The following is a 22,242-nucleotide window of genomic DNA, read 5'->3' on the forward strand; positions in this document are numbered from 1 at the left end:
ACACTCACGTGGAAGTGTCCGGGCAGATCAGTTCAATTCTCCGTTGGCAGGCGAATTGTCTGCCCCGGATAAATGTCATCCTTGCTTGTGACAAGCGGTTGATTTGCATCAAGAAGCTCATCGCCAGAAATATCTTCCGGCAGCTTCTCGGCGACCTCATCAAGGTTATGGCTTGTCTTGATTTCAAGGAACTTCGGATCAGGCGTGCCGGGGGGAACCTGGATTTCCGCTTCCACAGCAGCCACGCCAGCGACGTTACCCGCCGTGAGGATCATCTGGTCACGCGCTTTGGCGGAATCGGCCTTGCCGCGCAGATAGATCGTGCGGTCATCAATCACGAGATGCGACATATGCATCTGCGCGAGACCGAATCTCTTGAAGGCGCGCTTGATGGCGCTCTCGCCTGGCTTGGGCGGGGGCGGTGAATCCAGAGACTGGATCAGCCCTTCGAGGGAACCCTCAGCGATGCGGCCAGCCTTGGGATTGAAGCGATAGATTTTCATGGGCAAACTCAAAAAGACATGGCTCCCGGATTCATGGGGAGTACCAGACCGTTAGCGCAAATCCCCAGGGAAGGGTTGCGCGCTTTATAGGCCTCCGATGTGAGAAAATAACAAGGGTCAGACTCGTCCTTTCATTGACATGACAGAGCGAGACCTGTTAGGCGCGGGTCCACTGCCGGAAACGTGGACGTACCGGCCGGACCAATAAAGCGGGTTTCTGTACCCCGCAGGCTCCGGTTTTTGGGTGCGCGCCCGTCTTTCCCAATTCGGGGAGAGGCCTACCGGTGCAACAAAACGGCTCGCCATGCAGCATGGGGCGGGCCTGATGTATGAACAGGGGTTAACCCATGTCAAAGCGTCTTGAGAGCAAGTACAAGATCAATCGCCGTCTCGGCGTAAACCTTTGGGGCCGTGCAAAGTCCCCTGTGAACCGTCGTGAATACGGTCCGGGTCAGCATGGTCAGCGTCGTAAGCAGAAGCCTTCTGACTTCTCCATCCAGCTGATGGCCAAGCAGAAGCTCAAGGGCTACTACGGCAACATCAGCGAGAAGCAGTTCCGCAAGTACTACGACGAAGCCGTCCGTCGTAAGGGTGATACCTCCGAGAACCTGATCGGTCTGCTGGAGCGTCGTCTGGACGCCGTTGTGTACCGTCTGAAGTTCGCGATCACGCCGTTCGCAGCACGTCAGTTCATCAGTCATGGCCACGTTACGGTCAACGGCAAGAAGGTGAACATTCCGTCCTACCTCGTGAAGGAAGGCGATGTCATCGAAGTGCGCGAGAAGTCCAAGCACCTCGCCATCGTTCTCGACTCCGTGCAGACGGGCGAGCGCGACACGCCGGAATACGTTGAAGTTGATCACCGCCAGATGAAGGGTACGTTCCTGCGTACGCCGGTTCTTTCTGACGTGCCGTATCCGGTGCAGATGGAACCGAACCTGGTCGTCGAGTTCTACTCCCGCTAATTCCGATCCCGGGTCTTCGGACCTGGATCAGCAAGCGACCGGAAAACGCCGGGCGGGTCATCCCGTCCGGCGTTTCTCATTTTAAAGCCCCCGGCTTCCCGTCTCTCCCGGAGTCTCCATGTCCGAAGCTCTCAGCGCCGAAATCAACCGCGAGATCGCCCGTCGGCGGACTTTCGCCATCATCTCCCATCCGGATGCCGGTAAGACGACCCTGACCGAGCGTATTCTTCGGGCTGGTGGTGCCATTCAGCTTGCCGGAAACGTGCGCGCCAAAGGTGAGCGCCGCCGCACCAAGTCTGACTGGATGGGTATTGAGCGCGATCGTGGCATTTCGGTTGTGACGTCCGTCATGACGTTTGAATACGGTGGATGTGTCTTCAACCTGCTTGATACGCCGGGCCATGAAGACTTCTCCGAAGACACCTATCGTACCCTGACGGCTGTGGACTGTGCGGTCATGGTGATCGACGCTGCGAAGGGTATCGAAGACCGGACGCGCAAGCTCTTCGAAATCTGCCGCCTTCGCGACATTCCGATCATCACGTTCATCAACAAGATGGACCGTGAAGCACAGGATTGTTTTGCGCTTCTGGACGAAATTTCCAACTCTCTTGCTTTGGACGTCTCGCCTGCTACGTGGCCAATTGGTCGTGCCGCGACGTTTATCGGCACGTTTGATATCCGCACGCGTGAAGTTCACACCAAGGATGCGGTTGATGAGGCTGATCCGCGGATGGTGCAGCTTCGGGAAGATCTGGAACTGGTAGAAGCCGCTCTACCTGAATTCGACCGTGAGTCCTTTGATGCCGGGCATTTGTCTCCGGTGTTCTTTGGTTCGGCCATGAAAGAAATTGGTGTGACCGATCTTCTGGATGCGCTTGTTGCTTATGGCCCAGCTCCGCGTGCCCAGCCGACGGAAACCCGTGAAGTTCAGGCCAGCGAACAACAGGTAACGGCGCTGATTTTCAAAATTCAGGCCAACATGGACCCGAACCACCGTGACCGCATGGCTTTTGCCCGTGTGTGTTCGGGGCGTTTGACGCGCGGTATGCGCTTGAAGCATGTGCGGACGGGCAAGCAGTTCGCCCTTCATACGCCGCAGTTCTTCTTCGCGCGTGATCGTCAGTTGGCTGAGGAAGCTTTTGGTGGGGACGTGGTTGGCATTCCCAATCACGGGACGCTCCGCATTGGCGATACACTGAGTGAAAGTGAAGAACTTCGTTTCACAGGTGTGCCGCACTTCGCGCCTGAAATTCTGCGTCGTGTTCGTCTCGATGATGCCATGAAAGCCAAGAAGCTGCGTCAGGCTCTGGTAGAGTTGGCCGAGGAGGGCGTTGTGCAGCTTTTCCGTCCGCAGGATGGTTTGCCGCCGATTGTCGGCGTGGTGGGAACGCTCCAGTTGGACGTGCTTCAGTCTCGCCTGAAAGGTGAATACAGCGTGTCTATCGGGTTCGAAAACACACCCTTCACGTTGGCACGCTGGATTACGGGAAGTCGCGAGAAGATCGAGGCATTCATGATGGTGAACCGCTCATCTATGGCCGATGATCTGGATGGAGATCCGGTTTTCCTTGCCAGTTCATCCTTCATGATGCGCCGGACTATCGAAATGAACCCTGACTTGGCGTTCCACGATATCAAGCAGATCGGTCTGGCTTCGGTCTGATTTTTAAACCTCGCTCCTGTCTCAGGAAGCGAGGTTTTTAATTTTCAGAATGGATTCCGGAAATAAAAAAATCATCTTTGAATAAATTAGATAACATAAGTAGAGTATGATTTCATGGCGTATAAAAATATTCTTAATATCAAGAAATATTGTAGTAAATTATTAAAGCGGAGGCAGTGATAGACATGAAAATTTCAGAGTGGATGGTAAATTCCGGTGTTGAATTCGGAACCAGCGGGGCCCGTGGTCTCGTTTCCGCTATGACGGATGCTGTGTGTTTCGCATATACTGTCGGGTATCTAAAGCACTTGGAAGCGTTGGGCGAATTCTCCCCTAAGGCATCTGTTGCTATTGCGGGAGATCTTCGCCCCAGCACGCCACGTATTCTACGTGCTTGTGCTGCGGCCATTACATGGATGAAGGGGCAGCCAGTATTTTGTGGTTTCGTACCAACACCTGCTCTGAGTTTTTATGCATTTTCCCGTGGTATTCCCTCGCTTATGGTCACTGGAAGTCACATTCCTGATAATCGTAATGGGATCAAATTCAATCGTATTTCTGGCGAGTTTTTGAAGAGCGATGAAGCTATCATGCGGACGCAGGATGTTGTCCTGCCAGAGGAATGGTTTGATGCTCAAGGTGCGCTTAAAATAGATGTTGCATTGCCTGCCGTCACAGACGTTGTAACGGACTACATAGAGCGATATCGCCACTTTTTTGGTGCTGCCTCGCTGAATGGCTTAACATTGGGAATTTACCAACATTCCGCTGTAGGTCGCGACGTTCTTGTAGGTGTTGTTGAAGCTTTGGGCGGAAAAGCGGTGCCTTTGGCACGTTCTGATGTCTTCGTGTCGGTGGATACGGAGGCCGTGCGGCCAGAAGACGTCAATCTGGCACGTGGTTGGGGTCAAGAAGGCCTATACGATGCCATCCTTACCACAGATGGCGACTCTGATCGCCCTCTTCTGGCCGATCAGAGGGGGCGCTGGATCCGTGGCGACGTCTTGGGCATCTTGGCCGCACAGAAGTTAGGAGCTGCTGCAGTCTCGACACCAGTTAGTAGCAATACGGCGCTTGAAGCGTCAGGATTTGTACCCTCTGTTCGAAGGACGCGTATTGGTTCGCCATTTGTTGTCTCAGCTATGATGGATGCGGTGGCAGAAGGCGTTATTCCGTCCATGGGGTATGAGGCTAATGGTGGTTTCCTGTTAGTCAGCGATATTATGCGAGATGGGAAAATACTTCGGTCACTTCCAACGCGGGATGCTGTTCTTCCGATGATTTGTGCGTTGATTATGGCGCAGAAATATCGGGGAGGGCTTGAAGAACTTCTCCTTATTCTTCCGTCTCGCTTTACTGTCAGTGACCGTTTGAAAGAGATATCTACGGAACGCAGTAAAGCACAGCTTCAGATACTTCGTGACGATGTTCCCGGTGTAGCCGAAGCGCTGGGGTTTGTAGCTGCCTGCGGTCCTGTAGCACATGTAAATGAAACGGATGGCATACGTATGATCTTCAAGCATGGTGACATCATCCACCTACGTCCGTCGGGCAATGCCCCGGAGTTGCGCATGTATGTGGAGGCAGATACTCAGGAGCGAGCCGAAAAGCTGCTGACTCAAGGCTTGGATAGTGTCGCCAAGTGGCTAGCTTGAAATCGGTGGTAATAGTAGGTGCAGCAGCGATTTTAACGGGTGTTTCCTGAAAAATTGTATGAACGGTTTTGTCCTCAGGCTGTTGCGTTGATTTTGTTTGATAAATAGCAATCGCTACGAGTTTTACGTGGATGATATAACCAGTTCAGTTGTCATCTTTGACCTATGATAGGCAAAGAAACGCTACGCGTCCCAAGGTAATAGACTTTCTTGTATTGAAAATCTGGATATTTTTGGCTGCTAGTAAGAGGTAATTTGTCTAAATTATTAGATTTTACAACTCTGTGCTTAGGTATATTTAGTCTGATCGTCTTTAATTTTTCATGGTCAATATTTCTTCTGCCTTGGAGGGGTGCTTGAATAAAATCCCATATTCTGGCCTGCCATCTTAAGTAAGTCTGCATTTCTTAAAGTTCATCAAAGCAATTTGAAAAGACCTTGAGTACGGGCGCCTCTGGTGGGAGTTTGCGAAACAGATAGATCGGCTTGGCATCGGTTCTTTCACTCTGTCCCGTAATTTAAGCATCAGAAATGGATGCGAACAGACTCCGAGGCAGAGACAAAAAAATCGCACTATCTAGATCGACTGTTAGTCATGATCTCAAGCGAGTGTCAGTAAGGCGAGGAGGTCGCTCAGGGTCTGGACGCTGGCCGCGTTAAGGATGAGTCGCTGGCCTGTCTGAAGAGCTTTGCGGCGTGCCTGTGTGCGATTTTCTGGGGTTGGGCAGAGTGTATAATCTGCAACCTGGGCAAAACCGATAGTTCGGCGGATCATTTCGAGACCACAGAAACCTGCTGTGTCCTGAAGGATGCTCGTCAAGAAATTTTCGAGCAGTTCTTCGCGCTGTGTTCCGTCTGACAGCGCCCACACGTCTCCTCCGCCCGTTTTCAGTAGGGCGCGGAGTTCGTTTGTAAAGCTGCGCCAGAAGGCAATGATCTCGGTTTTAATGAAACCCTGCTTGTGGGGCGCTGCGCAGGCGTGAAGGGCCAGATTGCCCAAATAAAGTCCACAATCGAAGCCGATTGGTCCCATTGTGGCAAACTCGCCGTCAATCACACGAACATCATCGCGATGCAGCATGATGGAGCCTGTGTGAAGATCTCCATGCAGAAGGGCCTGTCGTGCCGTCAGGAAACGATCCTGAAGCACCCCGACTGCGCGGTGAAGAGGCTTGTTTTCCTGCAGGGCTGTCACATCCGGCAGAAGAGCCGCCTCCGGTTCCGGGTTGCGGGAGCAGGGACGAAACGGGTCGGTCAGTATCAGGTCGACGGTAATACGGGTGAGGGCCGTGTTGCCCGAGAACTCCTCAAGAAGTTTCGAGCCGACTTCAAAGGGGCGGCTGATCCAGCTCGTCGCGTGTACGCTACGAGCGACATACTTGCCGATACTGGCCGAAAAGCCCGGCTGCGCATCATCGCGAATCAGGGCAGAGCGCAGGACCTCATGTGGCGTCAGGCACTCCATGACGAGCAGGAACATTTCATCATCGTAGAAATACAGCTCTGGCGCGGCTGGGCGAACGGCGTCTGCCGTTGCGCGCATATAACGGGCTTCATACAGCGCACGTTGCAGAGGCATGGGCCATTCCGGTGCCACGCGAACATGAGGCAGAGCCTGCTTGCAGCAAAGCTGCCCATCTGGACCGGCCACAATGAAAACCGTGTTCAGATTGCCGTCGCTGACCTCGCGGATTGTCCAGTCTGCCGGGTTTCCACCAAGGCGGGATGCAAGATCGGCATGCTCTGTCAGCCAGTGTCGAAGGCTGGAAGTATCGAGAGTGAAATACGGCATCAGGACAGTTCCAACAGAGCGGCCAGGGTCGGGACCATTGGGCCTTCAGGTGTATGATCTGGGCGGATCAGGTGCAGTGCGCCATATTCGGCGTTGCCCTGCTCGCGGCATCGCGTCTGAAGGTCCTCAAAAGTCAGGGAGACGTCAATTCGCATCCCGATATCCACGATATGGGATGAGGGATGCTCGCAGGCCAAAAGGGACGGTCCAACCCTGCATTCCGCTGGAACGAGCCCAAGTTCTTCTTCACATTCCGCCAGAAGCTGCGCGGCGAGATCTATGGTGCTCTCCTGTGCGCGGCTTTCAACATTCCCTGCTGGAGCGCCCTGCCAGTATCCGGGAAGGTAGATTGAGGTCTCAGCGCGTCTGCCAATGACAATGCCATCTGGCGTAAACATCAGCCCGACAACGGCCAGTGGGCGCAGGATGTGCGGTCCATAAACGTCTGGCTCTTTCATCTGTGCAAGAACGCGACGGTATTCGGACCAGTGCCCGTGAATTCGAGCTGGGGTGATTTCATCGGCACAGAAGACACGGCCATTGTAGAGGCCGGGATAAGACGTAAGTGCTTTGGCCCAGATGCGCGAGACGGTCTCTTCCTGCTCAGTGGTCAGGGGAGGGAGGGGGCGGTCAGCCAACACCCGCACATCTGGCTGAAGTGGCGTGATGGGCCAGGATAGGGACTGCGGCATATTGGAACCTTGAACGATAGGCGGGAAGCACATGCCTTCATGAGGCATAATTCCGTTCTGGAAAACACTTTCCCCGATGCTGCTTCGGTCAAGGTAGGTGCAGGCGCACTGAAACGGGGCAGTGGTCAGACAATCCTTCCGGCGCACTATCGTTTTGATAGGTCATAACCCGCAGACTCTCCGGGACGAGCCAACTGCGGGCTTCGTTACCAAGAAGGATGTGGTCGATGAAGTACTCTCCATTCCAGCAGGGACTGGCTTTGCCTGCTGTGGTGAGAAGAACGGGCGCATCATGCTCAATCTGCTGCATGAGCGGGTCATGCATGGTCAGGCGGCGGTTGAAGTCACCGAGAACCGCATAGGGTTCTCCTTCGTCCTGACGCTCTGCAATCCAGTCTTCCAGAACTTGGAACTGTTGATACAGGGTCGGGCAGGAATGTTTGCGTTGAGTGAGAGGCTGATCCCAGCAGCCGGTTTTCAGATGCACAACAAGAATACGGAGATGGCTTTTTCCGTCTGACACCGTGACATCAAGGCCGGTTCGCAGATGGTGGGGCGCATCGGGAGCAGTAACATCCAAGGCTGAGAGTTCTTCATTCACTGTCACGTTCAGCGGGCGTCTGATGGCTAGGCCGACACGCTGGATAACGGGCGCGTTGGACAGAATAATCTGGTAGGTTTGGGGATCGAAGACCTGCGCTGCAGGTTCGGGGCCGTCCACTTCCTGAAAAGCAATGAGATCTGCGTTCAGGTGGGTCGCGTATTGGTGCAGCCGAATGAAGTCGCGGGGTTTACGACCGTGAACATCGTCGGGGAGTGCTGGATCTCCCGTCTGGCGAAGGGAGAGCCAGTCCAGATTCCAGGTTGAGAGCTTGATGTCTCTGGCCTGGGCTGGAAAAGCCTCGCCGCATAGAAAATATGCGGCGAGGGTCAGTGCGGAAAGAAACCTCAGACAGCTTCTTTCTGTGTTGCGCCCATTTCCGAAAGAACGCTTTCGATAGAGCGGGTCGTGCGGGTTTTCTCATCCAGAATGAGAATTTCACCCTTCGGAATGTCGTAGAACCAGCCCTGCAGGGTCAGTGTGCCCTGAGAGAGGGCGCGAACGACCGCAGGATGGGTTCTCAGGTGGGCAAGCTGAAGCAGGACGTTGTATTCTGCCAGCTGGCGGATGTCCGCCGGGCCAGCATCGTCTGCTTTCAGATCACCCATAGCCGCGCGTGCTGCTTCTGCGTTGCGCAGCCAGCTGCGAACAGTTGGAAGAGCGTCCAGCTTCGGTGCGTTCAGGTCCAGCAGGGCGTTCATGGCGCCACAGTTGGAATGGCCGCAGATGACGACATTCTTTACCTTGAGTGCCGCAACGGCGTACTCGATGGCAGAAGACACGCCACCCAGCATCTCACCGTAAGCCGGCACGATGTTGCCAACATTCCGGACAATGAACAGCTCACCCGGTTCAGTCTGGGTGATGAGGCTCGGGCTGATCCGACTGTCGGCGCAGGTGATGAACAGCGTGGAAGGAGACTGGCTGGACGCCAGGCTCTCAAAAAGCTCCGCACTGTCAGGATAGACGTCCGTCTCGAATGTACGGACACCGCTCAGCAGTTTTGCCAGAGTATCACGACCACAGGCCATGGTGTTCTCCTTTTTATAAACTAGTGAGCAGTTAGGAGGCTTTGTCAGGGCAGGTAAAGCAGTAAAACGGTAGTCTCATGATTTGTTACTGCCCTGACATCTGTTGTCGTTACGGTTTATGACGCAGCAAGGTGCTCGCGCAGCTTTGCAAAGACTTCATCTGCATTTGCATTGGGGCCACCAGCCTGCGCCATATCTGGCCGTCCGCCGCCACCTTTTCCTCCCATGACTTCAGATGCTGCACGGACAAGCGTGACAGCATTCAGTCGGTCTTTGAGATCTGGTGTGACGGAAATCACGATGCTGCCCCGGCCATCGGCTTCTGAAATAAGAGCAACAACGCCAGATTCGATCTGCTTGGAGATGCTGTCCGCCAGGCTTTTGAGTTCCTTGGGGCTCACGTCTCCCAGATTGCGGGCTGAAAGTGTGATGCCGTTGATGGTCTCGGTTGCCGCCGAACCTTCGCCTGTGGCCAGTTTCCGCTGCAATTCTGAAATCTGGCTGTTGAGCGATTTACGCTCTTCCAGCAGAGCCGAAACCCGCGTGACGGCATCAGAAACCGGAACCTTCAGAAGATCTGCGATCTGTTTCAGGCGGCTTTCAGTTTCAAGTGCCAGATTTTCTGCGGCAATTCCGCAGACGGCTTCAATACGACGAACGCCTGCAGACACACCGCTTTCTGACACGATCCGGAACGGGCCGATTTCTCCCACGCGACCAACATGCGTGCCACCACAAAGTTCGATGGAGTAGGCGGGACGGCCTTCCTCTCCGACGCCCATGGAAACAACGCGCACTTCGTCGCCGTATTTTTCACCGAAGAGCGCCATTGCGCCCTCGGCAACAGCCTGCTCCTGCGTCATGAGGCGCGTTTCGACAGGCGCATTTTCGCGGATACGGGCGTTGACTTCGGCTTCAACAGCCTGAAGTTCTGCGTCCGTCAGTGGGCGAGGCTGGCTAATGTCGAAGCGTAGGCGTTCAGGGGCGTTCAGGCTGCCCTTCTGAGTGACATGTGTGCCGACCTGGCGACGCAGGGCCTCATGCAGAAGGTGCGTTGCTGAGTGATGGCCACGGACGGCCGTACGGCGACCATGGTCGATCTCTGCATGAACGGCCATGCCTGGCTTCAGTGTGCCTTTGACAACCTTGCCGTAGTGGACGATCAGATCGCCGTTGCGCTTCTGGGTGTCTGTGATTTGCACCCGCAGACCGTTGGCCGTGAGTGTGCCGTGATCACCAACCTGACCGCCGCTTTCGCCATAGAACGGTGTCTGGTTCAGCAGGATGGCAATAATGTCATCGCTAGCCGGGGCTTCGGCCAGTTCGTCGTTTCCACGGAAAATGCCCTGCACTTCAGCATCGGCTTTTTCTGACACATAGCCCAGGAATTCGCTGGGACCATGCTTGTCACGTGCGTCGAACCAGACGGTCTCGGCTGCCGTATCGCCAGAACCGACCCACGCAGCGCGAGCACGCTTGCGCTGTTCAGCCATGGCTGTTTCGAAGCCGGATTCATCGACAGTGCGGCCCTGCTCGCGAAGGGCGTCCTGCGTCAGATCGAGCGGGAAGCCAAAAGTGTCATACAGCTTGAAAGCAACATCGCCCGGAAGGGCCTGCTTGTCTCCAAGGTTGCTGACTTCGTCGGACAGAAGGGTCAGGCCGCGTTCCAGAAGGGCTGTGAAGCGCTCTTCTTCACCCTTCATCGTTTCAGTGATGAGAGCCTGGTGCTGCACGAGTTCCGGATAGGCCGCGCCCATTTGCTGGATCAGGGCCGGGAGCAGGCGATAGAAAACTGGTTCCTTGGCGCCCATGATGTGCAGATGGCGCATGGCACGACGCATGATGCGACGCAGCACATAGCCTCGACCTTCCTTGGACGGAAGAACGCCGTCCGCGATCAAGAAAGCCGTGGAGCGGAGATGATCCGCCACCACGCGATGGCTGGACTTGAACTGTCCGTCTGCATCCTGATGCATGACGTCAGCAGAAGACTCAATGAGCGCGCGCATCGTGTCTGTGTCGTAGTTGTCGCGCTTGCCCTGCATGATTGCAGCGAAACGCTCTAGGCCCATGCCCGTATCGATCGAAGGACGCGGCAGATTGTCGCGGGAACCATCGGCCTGATCCAGAAACTGCATGAACACGAGGTTCCAGATCTCGACGAAGCGGTCACCGTCTTCGTCCGGGCTGCCCGGGGGGCCACCAAAGACGCTGTCGCCGTGATCGTAGAAGATTTCGGAGCAGGGACCGCACGGGCCGGTGTCGCCCATTCGCCAGAAGTTGTCGGACGTACCAATCCGGATGATGCGATCATCACTCAGGCCAGCGACTTTTTTCCAGAGATCTGCTGCTTCTTCATCTTCAGCGTAAACCGTGGCGAGAAGCTTTTCCTTGGGAAGGCCAAAGTCTCTCGTGAGCAGGTTCCAGGCGAACTCGATGGCTTCGGCCTTGAAATAGTCACCGAAGCTGAAGTTGCCCATCATCTCGAAGAATGTGTGATGGCGCGCGGTGTAACCGACGTTGTCGAGATCGTTATGCTTGCCACCTGCGCGGACAACCTTCTGAGCGGTTGTAGCGCGGGAGTAAGGGCGCGTTTCCTGGCCGGTAAAAACGTTCTTGAAGGGAACCATGCCAGCGTTCGTAAACAGCAGGGTAGGGTCGTTCTGCGGTACGAGGGGCGCTGAAGGAACAATGCGATGGCCGTTCGACCCGAAATATTCGAGGAAGGCTGAGCGGATGTCGTTTGTGCTGGTCATGGGATGAAGCGTCAGATTCCGGAGAAAACGGGAAAAACCAGCGTTACTCCTAGACCATTGTGAGCAGCTTGGAAATGTGCGCCTCAGGGGGCCTTGTGCTCAAAGGGTTCCATGGTTGGTTGTGGAATAGGCATTTGAGGTTCCGGGTCAGGAGAGGTCAGGCCTGCTGCCGGGATCTCCACAGCCATCTGCATAAGTTCCATTGGAGTTTCGGGAATTTTAGCTCTGAAAACCAGGCGCCTGGACAGGTTGAAATTGGCCATCATCCCGCAACCCGCACCAATCGCGAGTGCCGTAACAGGGTGGTGCACTGTGAAGGGCACGAAGGCGTAGAGCAGGAAGACTGCTCCGCGGTTCAGAAGGAACCCGAAGGAATTTGCGATCAGGAACCGGAGCCACTGAAGGATCAGATGCTGGTTATCGGCCGCCGAGGTTCGAAACGTCCAGGCGCGGTTCAGAATCCAGTTGACGGTGGCGGCAACAAAATAGGCTGCAATGGTTGCAGCGATCAGGCCAATTTCTGGCCGCAAAGCCTCTACGCTTCCCCAGTCTACGAAGAAGCCGAATGCCCCAACGACGCCAAATCGAAGGAACTGATCAATCACCTGCGGGCGTGAACGTGGATAGAAAATTCGGGTGCGTCGCAAGTGGACATCTCCGGAGGGGCTGTGGGTATTGCTCTAGCGTGTGCAGATTGAGGCTGCAAAGGCTCTGAAACAGAAAAAGGCGCCCCGAAGGACGCCTTTTCCAGAAACCCGGAGCCCGAGGGCTCCGACGTCTTTTCAAACTGAATTACTTCAGGATGATTTCGACGCGACGGTTCTGCGGCTCGCGGGTGTTCGGGCCGGTCGGAACCAGTGGCTTCTGCTCACCGTAACCATGGATGTCCACAGCAGCTGCTGGAACGCCATCACGGATCAGCTCAGCCTTAACGCTCTGTGCGCGGCGGAGGGACAGACCCATGTTGTACTTCTCACCGCGCGGGCCCGGGTGGGCTGCGGAGTTATCGGTGTAGCCGTTAACTTCGATGCGCGTCGTCTGGACGTGCGTGGAAGCCTGAGCTGCCTGAGCAACGATCTCACGAGCGCGGCCCGTCAGGTCAGACTTGTCCCAGTCGAAGAACACGAGGTACGTACGAGCTGGCGTCGGAGCCGGCGGAACGATGACCGGAGCCGGCGGCGGCGGCGGCGGAGCCGTGTCGAACGCATAACGCAGACCCAGAATGAACTGGTGCGAGAAGCGTGGGTCGAAGTTCACGTTGCCCTTGTGAACGCCAGAGCCGTTGTAGGCCGTGGAGCGGTACGGGCCGTCAGCAAACTGCTGACCGATGAAGCGGTACTCGGTCGTGACAGCAAGACCCGGAACGCCCGGAATGTCGTAAGCTGCACCGACGATACCCTGGTACGCGAAGCTGCCCTGCGTGCCACCGATACGGTTGACGGAACCATTGGCATAGTTCGTCGTGATCGGGTTGTAGTGCTGCCACAGGTAGCCAGCGCCAACACCAACGAACGGCGTGACAGGAACGTTCAGGCCGAAGTGGGCCAGATCGATGTCATACAGGACGTTGACGAAACCGCCATAAGCCTGGTCAGAACCGTTCGTGGAGCCACGAACTGCCGTCGGCGTGCGGTGGTTGATCTGGGAGTAGTTGTACACACCCTCCACTTCAACGCGCAGACCGTTGCCGAAGCCCCAGCCGAACGAACCGAAGCCCGTGAAGCCGTCCTTGTGGCGGAGGCGTGAGCTGCTAGCGTTGTTGCTAGACGTGCCGTCAGCCTGTGTGGTTGGTGAGAAGCGGCCGTGCTGCTGCTGAACCAGGTTGTAACCACCGCCGATGTTGACGTACGGGCCGGTGATCGTGCTGGCCATGGCGAGCGACGGTGCGGCGACCATCGACGTCATGGCAAGGAGTGCCGTGCGGAGACGCATGTTTTCGTCCTCTTAGTGACTAACGTTTCGAGCCGTTGGAAAAACTGCTTCAACCAACGGACCCAGCGCGATGCATAAGCGCATATAGATCGGGGAGTTCCCTCGGACAAAGCCAGACAGAGCCTTCCAGACCTACTCGGGTGGAAGGAGTGACAAAAAAGTCACATTTCATTCCGCCCGCTTCACGATCTACGCCTCGCGTCCCTGCTGCCATAGCTGAACACTTGCAGGGACGCCAGACTCTTCCGGGAATTTCTGCTGCTCAAATGCAGTTAAAAACAAAAAGTTAGGCTGAACCATAAAGGACTGTAACGGTCCTTATGGTTTGCAGCCTTCATTTATCAGCAAGTTACGGACCGTATCCATCGGAACGTCACGACTTGTGAATGCTTTGCCAATACCGTGCAGGAGGACAAAGGAAATTTTCCCGTCTTGCATTTTCTTGTCCCGAGTCATGTGATCGAGAAGTATCTGTGCTGAGAAGGGAATATCGAACCAGTCAAAGCTGACCGGCATTCCGAGGCTGCGCAGATGGGCGTCCAGACGGGAAAGGTCTTCAACGGGCGCATATCCGAGCTGAACAGATAGTGCCATCGCGAGATGCAACCCTATGGAAACGCCTTCGCCATGCAGAAGACGTCCATCATAGCCAAGCTCTGCCTCAAGGGCGTGACCAAAGGTATGACCGAGGTTTAGCAAGGCGCGACCATTCAGCTTTGCCTGTTCGCGCTCATCTGCTGCGACGACTGCAGCCTTGAAAGTACAGGCACGTCGAACGGCTTCTGCGAGAGCCGCCGGATCCCCATCAAGAACGGATCGTCCGTTGGTTTCGCACCATGCAAACAGGTCAGGATCTGCGATCAGGCCTGACTTCACAATTTCGGCATAACCCGCAATCCGCTGCCTGCGCGGTAGAGTCGCGAGTGCGGAGTTGTCTGCGAGAACGATGATGGGCTGATGGAATGCGCCGATCAGATTCTTGCCGGACGGGGAATTGATGCCGGTTTTTCCGCCGACGGAACTATCCACCTGTGCGAGCAGAGTCGTGGGAATCTGGATGAACGGGATTCCGCGCAAGGCTGTTGCGGCTACGAAACCGGCCAGATCGCCAACAACACCACCACCCAGGGCGACAATTGTTGTGCCACGCTCGATTCCCAGTGACAGGAGACGCGTCATCACGTCGCGATAGCAGTGAAGGGACTTGCTCTCTTCGCCTCCAGCTACAGAGATGACGTCTGCCTGAATGTCTGTTTCCTGAAAGGACAGAAGCAGACGGGGCAGATGGAGGGCAGCCACGGTGTCGTCCGTGATCACCACGACTCTCTTCTGGCGCAGATATGGTGCAACCCACGCCCCCGCACGCGAGATCAGATCCGGCCCGACCAGAACATCGTAGCTGTGCTGTGTCAGAGCGACAGGAACTTTCTGTGGATGTTGATATTCTGCGAGGGTTTCACGGACGCGCTGCACGCCTTGCTCCACGGTTTCGTCTCCGCAATCAATAATGATGTCTGCTTCCGCATAGACAGGGTAACGAATGCCCACCAGCCGGGTCATGACTTCTTCCGGGCTACCTTGAGCAAGCAAAGGCCTGCCGCCGCGGCCCTGAACGCGTCTGAGCAGAACGTGCACAGGCGCGCGAAGCCAGATCGAGACGGCATGTTTGCGAACAAGGCGGCGTGTTTGGGCGTCCATCCACGCTCCGCCACCCGTGGCGAGAATGCAGGGAGGGCCTTTGATCAGGCGCTCGATGACCCGGCGTTCGCCCGCACGGAAATAGGCTTCGCCGTGACGGGAAAAGATTTCCGGAATCGTGCAGCCTGCGGCGCGTTCGATTTCTGCATCCGCATCAACGAAGGGCAGTCGGCAGACCTGCGCCAGGCGGCGGCCTACGGTGGTTTTTCCAGCTCCCATCATGCCAACCAGAACAACAGTGCAGGTCGGGACGGGAAGAGATACCGCCGGATCGGCGGAAAGTGAGGGTGGCAGAGGTGACATGCTCTGCTACCTATCATAGGAGAGGGCATCACGTCCTGCCCGCACTTTGAGACCTGAACATAATGGCACAATCTGATCGTTCATCTTCCCGTCTGCCCATGATTGCTGGAGCTGGTGCTCTGGTTCTGGTGGTGGTGCTGGGAGGACTTTTCCTGCGTCTGGGGATGGGGGTTGTCCCGCCTGAGCAGACACAGGTTCACAAAGAGCTGCCAGCGGCGATGTTCGCCACATCCGGTTCTGCTGCTGCGGCTCTTCCGGCGATGCCACCGGTTCCGACCGCTCCGGCGGCAGGATCAGCTCAGCCTGCGCCTGTCCCGGCTCCGGTTGCTGCGGCACCCGTGGCTCCAGCCGCTCCCGCTCTGACGCCATCCACGCCGCTACCCACAATGCCTGCACCCAAGCCTGCTCCTCTGCAGGGAGCTGCTGTTCCGGCGCCTGCTGGCTTTCCCGCGCACTGATCAGGCAGGCCTGACGCATGTCAGAGGTGGTTGATCGGCATGTCGAGGCATTTCTTGAGATGCTTGCGGCAGAGCGGGGCGCAGCTCTGAAGACGCGTCAGGCCTATGCCTCGGACCTCGCGGATTTTTCCCGTCATTGTGCTCCAACGTCTTTGGCGCAGGCGACGGGAGAGCAGGTCAGGAGTTACCTGACATCACTGTCACAGGCTGGGATGGCTGCCCGTACGGCAGCGCGCAGACTGTCCTGTCTCAAGCAATTTTATCGATTCCTGATGTTGGAATCGATTCGGTCCGATGATCCGACGGATCGCCAGCAGGCTCCGAAAGTCAGTTCCTCGCTTCCTCGTCCTCTGGATGAGAAAGAAATTCGACTGCTTCTGGAAGAAGGCACCAGAGGGCACGACAGTGAACGGCGTGATCTGCTGTCCCGTGCGGCTCTTGAACTTCTTTACACAACAGGCCTCAGAATTTCAGAACTCCTGTCTTTGCCCGCGACATGTGTGAAGGCGAAGGGGGCGATGCTTCTCGTGAGAGGCAAAGGCGGCCGTGAGCGGTTGGTTCCTCTCTCTCGCAGTGCGCGGGAGGCTGCTGAAGTTCTGGTTCACTATGACCGGGATTTGGGAAGCCCGTATCTTTTCCCAGGCAGAAATCCTGACAAGCCATTGACCCGGCAGGGGTTCGACAAAATTCTGCTGGCCTGCGCACTAAAGGCGGGAATTGACCCTGAGCGTGTGAGCCCGCACGTGCTCAGGCACTCCTTTGCCAGCCACCTTCTGGCTCATGGCGCGGATCTGAGAGCGCTTCAGATGCTGCTGGGGCATGCGGATATCGCGACGACCCAGATTTACACACAGGTCATGGCGGAACGTCTGAGGCAACTCGTGACGGCGCATCACCCACTGGCGAAAATCCAGTCCGGGGACTGATCTGCCCCGTAAAAAACCGGGGGGCTGTTTCCGGATGCGTTGCCGTGCTATCCGGCAGCCATGCGCCAATTCCTAGATTTCGAGAAGTCGGTCGCCGAACTCGAGACCAAAATCGACGAACTCCGCCAGATGGGCAGCCAGGAGAAGGACTCCGGCACCAGCGGCATCAACATCGATGACGAGGTTGCCCGTCTTTCTGACAAGGCGGACAAACAGCTTCGTGCAACCTATGCAAAGCTTACGCCGCTGCAGAAGGTGCAGGTTGCCCGTCACGCCCAGCGCCCCAAGGCTCTGGACTATGTTCGTCTTCTGACAACAGATTTTACGCCGCTGGCCGGAGATCGTGCTTTCGGAGACGACAAGGCCATGATTGGTGGTCTTGCCCGATTCCGTGGTGAGCCGGTTGTCGTGGTTGGGACGGAGCGTGGTCACGACACGGAAACGCGTCTGCTTCATAATTTTGGCATGGCCCGCCCGGAAGGTTACCGGAAGGCACAGCGCCTTGTGGAAATGGCCGGCCGTTTCGGGCTGCCGATTCTGAGCTTCATCGATACGGCTGGAGCATGGCCGGGTATTGATGCCGAAGCACGCGGCCAGGCCGAGGCCATCGCGCGCTCAATCGATATCTGCCTCAAGGCTCCTGTCCCCCTGATCGCAACCGTGATTGGTGAGGGTGGTTCCGGTGGTGCGATTGCTATCGGCGCGGGCGATCGTGTTCTGATGCTTGAGAACTCGATCTACTCCGTTATTTCCCCTGAGGCCGCAGCGTCCATTCTCTGGCGTGATCCGAAGTTGGCTCCGGCCGCTGCTGAAGCTCTGAAGCTGACAGCTCAGGATCTTCTGGGGCTTGGTCTGATCGACCGTATCATTCCTGAGCCCGTCGGTGGGGCGCAGCGTCTTCCGGACGATGCCGTGCACGCGGTCGGCAATGTCATTGCTGAAGAACTTCTGGAACTCCAGAAGCTGACAGGCCCCGCTCTCGTTCAGAAACGCAGAGAAAAGTTTCTGGCCATGACCCGTGGTCCTCTGAACTAGTCTGAAAAAAAACCGCTGCCCTCCGGAGCAGCGGTTTTTTTTGCTTTTACGCTTTGTGCGGCGGGTCACCGCTGATTGGATCGCGTCCATGTGCCATGATCAGATCATGCAGAAGGGAGCCCGCACTCTTAACTGCTGACGCATCGTATCCTTTGGCGACCAGAGCTGTTCCCGTCGTGCCGTTCGTCAGGCCGTATGGATAGGACCCCAGATCAATTCCCGGGAACTGTTCCTGCAAACGGCGCAGATCATCAGCGAAGTCACCCTCTTTCAGCCCCGCGGCATGCCAGCTGACGGACGTCAGGGGCGGTCCTTTCTCCATCTGGGGCACCAGCGAGTCCACCATAGCTGCGAAAATGGACGGGACCCCCGCCATGACATGCACGTTCCCGATGCTGAAGCCGGGAGCCGCCGAAATGGCGTTTTCGATGGGTGTTGCGCCTTCCGGGAGCATGGCCATGCGCTGGCGGGCCGCATTGAACTTTTCTTTCCCCATAATGGCTTCAAGCTTCTGGAATGTCGGCTCGTGACGCAGCAGCGGAACGCCCATGGCTTTGGCGATACATTCAGCCGTGATGTCGTCATGGGTAGGGCCGATGCCGCCGCATGTGAAAATTACATCGAATCGCTCCCGACATTCCGTGACGGTTCGGATGATGTGGTCTTCGATGTCCGGAATGACACGGACTTCGAGAAGCCGGATACCCTGGGCATTCAGCGCACGCGCCAGAACCTGTGTGTTGGCGTCCTGAGTGCGACCGGAAAGAATTTCGTTGCCTATGACGAGCAGGCAGGCGTTTTTTTGAAGCATGAGTCTCGTCCTGATAGTCTGTGGACCAAACGTAGCGCGTTGTGCCGCGTTGTCGAGCAGGGTCGGACGTCTGGCCATGCCCATTTCAAACAGGACACCCATGAGCACTCTGAAGCACCATCTCCCTGAATGTATTCTCGATCTGCGTGCAACGCTGGGTGAGGGACCCGTCTGGAGTGAGGCTGAAAAGTCGCTTTATTTCGTCGATATCATTGCCGCCAAGGTTCATCGCTTTACGCCGGAATCAGGCGAACACAAGACATGGGATGCTCCGGACCGTCTGGGCTTCCTGCTTCCTGTTGCCAACGGCACTTTTCTTGCAGGCCTTCGCGATGGCCTGCATGGTTTTGATCCAGAAATCGGTGACTTTGAAGCAGGTCCGGAAATTGAGCCCGAGCGGCCGGACAATCGTCTGAATGACGGGTGTGTGGATCCGTTAGGCCGTGTGTGGTTTGGCACAATGGATGATGGCGAAGAGGAACCGACTGGTTCCATCTATCGTGTGGTTCATACGGAAGACGGTCTTGAAATCACGCACCATAACGAGGGGTATATTGTCTCGAATGGTCCAGCTGTCTCGCCATGCGGGCGTATCCTGTATGTTTGTCATAGCCCGAAACAGACGATCTATGCCTTCGATGTTGATGAGAACGGAGATCTCTCGAACGAGCGCGTTTTTGCCACGCTGACGAAGGGCTATCCGGATGGAATCGTGACGGATAGTGAAGGCAATCTGTGGTGTGGGACCTGGGGAGGCGGTCGCGTCGCGCGTTTTCGTCCCGACGGCACAGAATTGCCATCCATTGATATGCCCGTGACGAACGTAACAAAGGTTGCGTTTGGCGGGGATGATCTCAAGACAGTCTTTGTGACAACGGCGCGCAAAGGTCTGGATGAAGACGTTCTTGCCAAGGAGCCGCAGGCCGGATCGCTGTTTGCGTTTCGCACAGATATCGCCGGTGTGCCGCAGAATCAGTTCCAGCTGAACGATTGATCACCAACGGGCAGCCGGAATGATTAAAGCGGTTCCGGCTGTTTATCCCAGAAGCTCCTGAAGGAGTGGGATGAGTGGTAGATCCGGATCTGGCATTGGATATTTTGCCAGATCGGCTGCCTCCACCCACGCCAGCACCTGCCCTTCCCGTGGGGCAGGAACGCCGCGCCACCGCCGCACAACATACAATGGCATCAGAAGATGAAACGGGCCTGCATTTTCACTGACGAAGGTGAAAGGGGCGAGGCAGGCTCCTGTCAGATCGACATCCAGCTCCTCTTTCATTTCCCGGATGAGCGCCTGTTCCGGTGTTTCGTCCCGTTCGACTTTTCCGCCTGGAAACTCCCAAAGCCCAGCCAGACGTTTTCCTTCAGGGCGGCGCGCGAGAAGAATACGTCCCTGCGCATCCAGCAGAGCTGCTGCGACGACCAGAAGAGTCCGTGGTTTGCGTATTGGTGCGGGAGCTGACGGTTGATCTTCCAGCGCAGCCAAAGGAGCCGTTTCAACGGCCGCGGGTGTGTCGAGTTGAAGGAAGGTCGACCTCGTCAATTCGTGCACAATGATGGGACATTCGGTCCCACGTGAGACAAAGCGACGGCTTGAACGGCTAGTTTCCCGAAAGCCAAGTTTGCGGAGGACGGCGGAAGACGCGGGGTTATCAACCGCGACGTCTGCTGTAAGCTTCTCAAGCTTGAGCACCTGAATGGACCATTCCGTGACGCGTCGGGCCGCAGATGTTGTCATGCCCTGTCCCCATGTGGCGGGGGACGCCCAGTACCCTAGAGAAGCAGAACGCTTGTCGTCCGACAGGACTAGCCCGACAGCTCCCAGAAGGATGCCGTCGCGCGTGATGGCAAAGTGATGAGCGCTTCCCCGGGCACTGTCCTCCAGCGTGGAGGCAATCCATTTCTCAGCAAGATCACGCGGGTAAGGGAAGGGAAGACGACTGAGCATGCGGACCACGCTCCAGTCGTTCACGAGGCGATGGACGGCTGGCGCGTCTTCCGGGCGAAGGGGACGTAAAAGAAAATCCCCCGCTTTCAGTTCAGGTGTCATGTCGGCCTTGTTGTATCCTGCTCCTCAGGAACACCGCAACGTGCCAACAGTCGGCGCAGCGTATTGATGACAGGGAAAACTTCCTGATTGTGGTCTCCGCCCAGTTCGTTCCAGGCAGCCTGTTCAAGTTCCACGATATCACGGTCTTCCTTAAAGATCCGTTCCGTAAAGGCGACAAGGAAAGGCCATGCCATATCCAGCACAACACCGACTTTCGGCTTGCGCACCGAGAGGAGGCCGAAAACGCGACAGGTTTTCTCTTCTGCATCCTGCGGCACGTAGACGATCCACAGATCCATGACGGGCGGTTCTTCACCCGTGGCGATCCTCAGGGTTTGATAAGGATACTCTGTCCGGATCGTCATGACGTCGCGGTGAGCATAGCGCTCGCTGGCGTCCCGACGTTCACCGAAGATCAGCGCTTCGCCCCAGGGTTGCTTGCCGCTTGTCCGTGCGAAGCTATAGCGGGCCTCTACGAGGGTGGGCTCATCCTTGCCACCAAGGAAGCGGGGCTTCATCTGGCCCATCTGCTTCATGTGCATGAACTGATGGTTCATATCCATCAGGTTCTCATGCATGAAACTGTAGTGGCAGGCGACTTTTTTGCCGAAACGGCGCGTCTTGTACGCGGGATCACGAACTGAGCCGAGCGCGGGGAAGGGCGTGGTTTCTGCTTTTGCCGGATCACCTGGGAAAATGAAGATTAGGCCGCCTTCTTCCCGACAGGGATAGGTTCGCACACCGTTCGGAAGCTTGTTCTTGCCCAGATACGGGACATCGATGCATCGACCTGAGCGCCCGTAGGCCCAGCCATGATAGCAGCACTGTACCGCTTCACCACTGACGCGGCCGAGGCTGAGCGGGACCTGCCGGTGGGCACAGCGATCTTCCAGAGCGAAAACACTGCCATCCAGAGGGCGAACAAGCGCAATGGGCTGCCCGGCGTAACGTGTGCCTATGGTTTTTCCGCTTTTGAGCTCGTGAGACCACGCGACAGGGTACCAGTAGTCCGGGTTGGAACGGATACGCCGTAGGTCCGCATTGTGTCCTTGGGGCTCTGGAGAGACGCTGCTGACAATATCAGCTTCTTCTAAGGTACTCTGCGACATGGATATCCCGATCCTGAGTAAAGACGGGCCTTCAAAAGGCATGTTTTCTAAACGAGCCTAACAGGCAAAGGGTTCTCGCAGGAAGAGGGCAGGATGTATCAAGGCAAGTCGCGTCATTTGCGCAACATGAGGCAGGAAAAGCACAGGCAAGATGTCATGGAAACATCATCCTGAGCCTCAGAGGCTTTGCCTATGAGTATTGCTTGGCTAGGACACCGCTTCCTTTCTTCTTGCCCCTATGTTCCCGGAGTATTGGCCT

At 56.4% G+C, this 22,242-nt stretch carries 19 protein-coding genes; 7 read left to right on the forward strand and 12 right to left on the reverse strand.

Annotated features, from left to right (window positions below; genetic code table 11):
- Window positions 1-32: 32 nt before the first annotated feature.
- Window positions 33-503: a BON domain-containing protein gene (locus HK24_RS10525; protein WP_046899893.1), complete on the reverse strand. Its 471-nt coding sequence runs from the start codon at window positions 501-503 to the stop codon at window positions 33-35.
- 347 nt (window positions 504-850) lie between these two features.
- On the opposite strand from HK24_RS10525, the gene rpsD reads away from it, so the two are divergent.
- The 3 genes from rpsD to HK24_RS10540 all read left to right on the forward strand — a co-directional run bounded on the left by rpsD (window position 851) and on the right by HK24_RS10540 (window position 4,789).
- Complete coding sequence (rpsD, locus tag HK24_RS10530; RefSeq protein WP_007282513.1) at window positions 851-1,468, forward strand: 30S ribosomal protein S4; 618 nt, start codon at window positions 851-853, stop codon at window positions 1,466-1,468.
- A 118-nt stretch (window positions 1,469-1,586) separates the two neighbouring features.
- Window positions 1,587-3,134 carry a peptide chain release factor 3 gene (locus tag HK24_RS10535; protein ID WP_086634433.1) on the forward strand — a complete coding sequence of 516 codons (1,548 nt, stop codon included), beginning with the start codon at window positions 1,587-1,589 and terminating at the stop codon, window positions 3,132-3,134.
- 203 nt (window positions 3,135-3,337) lie between these two features.
- Window positions 3,338-4,789, forward strand: a complete 1,452-nt coding sequence (locus HK24_RS10540) for a phosphomannomutase (protein ID WP_198942123.1) — start codon at window positions 3,338-3,340, stop codon at window positions 4,787-4,789.
- Between the two features lie 601 nt (window positions 4,790-5,390).
- Here the strand turns inward: HK24_RS10540 and mtnK are convergent.
- The 8 genes from mtnK to aroB form a co-directional block, all read right to left on the reverse strand.
- A complete protein-coding gene (mtnK, locus tag HK24_RS10545) occupies window positions 5,391-6,581 on the reverse strand; it encodes an S-methyl-5-thioribose kinase (protein ID WP_086634435.1) in 1,191 nt (396 codons plus the stop codon).
- Entirely contained in the window at window positions 6,581-7,321 is a 741-nt protein-coding gene (locus HK24_RS10550) for a hypothetical protein (protein WP_233126234.1), read from the reverse strand. Before HK24_RS10550 ends, mtnK begins: the two co-directional genes overlap by 1 nt.
- Window positions 7,322-7,361: 40 nt before the next feature.
- Window positions 7,362-8,207 carry an endonuclease/exonuclease/phosphatase family protein gene (locus tag HK24_RS10555; protein WP_086634436.1) on the reverse strand — a complete coding sequence of 282 codons (846 nt, stop codon included), beginning with the start codon at window positions 8,205-8,207 and terminating at the stop codon, window positions 7,362-7,364.
- Between the two features lie 14 nt (window positions 8,208-8,221).
- Complete coding sequence (locus tag HK24_RS10560; protein WP_086634437.1) at window positions 8,222-8,905, reverse strand: carbonic anhydrase; 684 nt, start codon at window positions 8,903-8,905, stop codon at window positions 8,222-8,224.
- A 116-nt stretch (window positions 8,906-9,021) separates the two neighbouring features.
- Window positions 9,022-11,661: an alanine--tRNA ligase gene (alaS, locus tag HK24_RS10565; protein WP_086634438.1), complete on the reverse strand. Its 2,640-nt coding sequence runs from the start codon at window positions 11,659-11,661 to the stop codon at window positions 9,022-9,024.
- Window positions 11,662-11,744: 83 nt separating this feature from the next.
- Window positions 11,745-12,308 carry a GtrA family protein gene (locus tag HK24_RS10570; RefSeq protein ID WP_046899808.1) on the reverse strand — a complete coding sequence of 188 codons (564 nt, stop codon included), beginning with the start codon at window positions 12,306-12,308 and terminating at the stop codon, window positions 11,745-11,747.
- A gap of 145 nt (window positions 12,309-12,453) precedes the next feature.
- A complete protein-coding gene (locus tag HK24_RS10575; protein WP_086634439.1) occupies window positions 12,454-13,593 on the reverse strand; it encodes an OmpA family protein in 1,140 nt (379 codons plus the stop codon).
- Between the two features lie 318 nt (window positions 13,594-13,911).
- Entirely contained in the window at window positions 13,912-15,594 is a 1,683-nt protein-coding gene (aroB, locus tag HK24_RS10580) for a 3-dehydroquinate synthase (RefSeq protein WP_086634440.1), read from the reverse strand.
- Window positions 15,595-15,656: 62 nt separating this feature from the next.
- Between aroB and HK24_RS10585 the strand changes: the two genes are divergently transcribed.
- From HK24_RS10585 to HK24_RS10595, 3 genes are read left to right on the forward strand one after another with little or no spacing between them, the layout of a single operon-like run.
- Entirely contained in the window at window positions 15,657-16,052 is a 396-nt protein-coding gene (locus HK24_RS10585) for a hypothetical protein (protein WP_086634441.1), read from the forward strand.
- A 17-nt stretch (window positions 16,053-16,069) separates the two neighbouring features.
- Window positions 16,070-16,978: a tyrosine recombinase gene (locus HK24_RS10590; RefSeq protein ID WP_086634442.1), complete on the forward strand. Its 909-nt coding sequence runs from the start codon at window positions 16,070-16,072 to the stop codon at window positions 16,976-16,978.
- A gap of 60 nt (window positions 16,979-17,038) precedes the next feature.
- On the forward strand, window positions 17,039-18,013 hold the full coding sequence (locus HK24_RS10595) for an acetyl-CoA carboxylase carboxyltransferase subunit alpha (protein WP_086634443.1): 975 nt from the start codon (window positions 17,039-17,041) through the stop codon (window positions 18,011-18,013).
- Between the two features lie 46 nt (window positions 18,014-18,059).
- Here the strand turns inward: HK24_RS10595 and HK24_RS10600 are convergent, their stop codons facing one another.
- Window positions 18,060-18,824, reverse strand: a complete 765-nt coding sequence (locus tag HK24_RS10600; RefSeq protein WP_086634495.1) for a molybdopterin-binding protein — start codon at window positions 18,822-18,824, stop codon at window positions 18,060-18,062.
- Between the two features lie 100 nt (window positions 18,825-18,924).
- Between HK24_RS10600 and HK24_RS10605 the strand changes: the two genes are divergently transcribed.
- A complete protein-coding gene (locus HK24_RS10605) occupies window positions 18,925-19,818 on the forward strand; it encodes an SMP-30/gluconolactonase/LRE family protein (RefSeq protein WP_086634444.1) in 894 nt (297 codons plus the stop codon).
- A gap of 42 nt (window positions 19,819-19,860) precedes the next feature.
- On the opposite strand, the gene HK24_RS10610 is transcribed toward HK24_RS10605, so the two are convergent.
- Both HK24_RS10610 and HK24_RS10615 read right to left on the reverse strand, forming a co-directional pair.
- Complete coding sequence (locus tag HK24_RS10610) at window positions 19,861-20,874, reverse strand: bifunctional GNAT family N-acetyltransferase/(deoxy)nucleoside triphosphate pyrophosphohydrolase (protein ID WP_086634445.1); 1,014 nt, start codon at window positions 20,872-20,874, stop codon at window positions 19,861-19,863.
- Window positions 20,871-21,983 carry a Rieske 2Fe-2S domain-containing protein gene (locus HK24_RS10615; protein ID WP_046899802.1) on the reverse strand — a complete coding sequence of 371 codons (1,113 nt, stop codon included), beginning with the start codon at window positions 21,981-21,983 and terminating at the stop codon, window positions 20,871-20,873. Before HK24_RS10615 ends, HK24_RS10610 begins: the two co-directional genes overlap by 4 nt.
- Between the last annotated feature and the right edge of the window lie 259 nt (window positions 21,984-22,242).

Source organism: Gluconobacter sp. DsW_058 (assembly GCF_002153615.1).
GTDB classification, from domain to species: domain Bacteria; phylum Pseudomonadota; class Alphaproteobacteria; order Acetobacterales; family Acetobacteraceae; genus Gluconobacter; species Gluconobacter cerinus.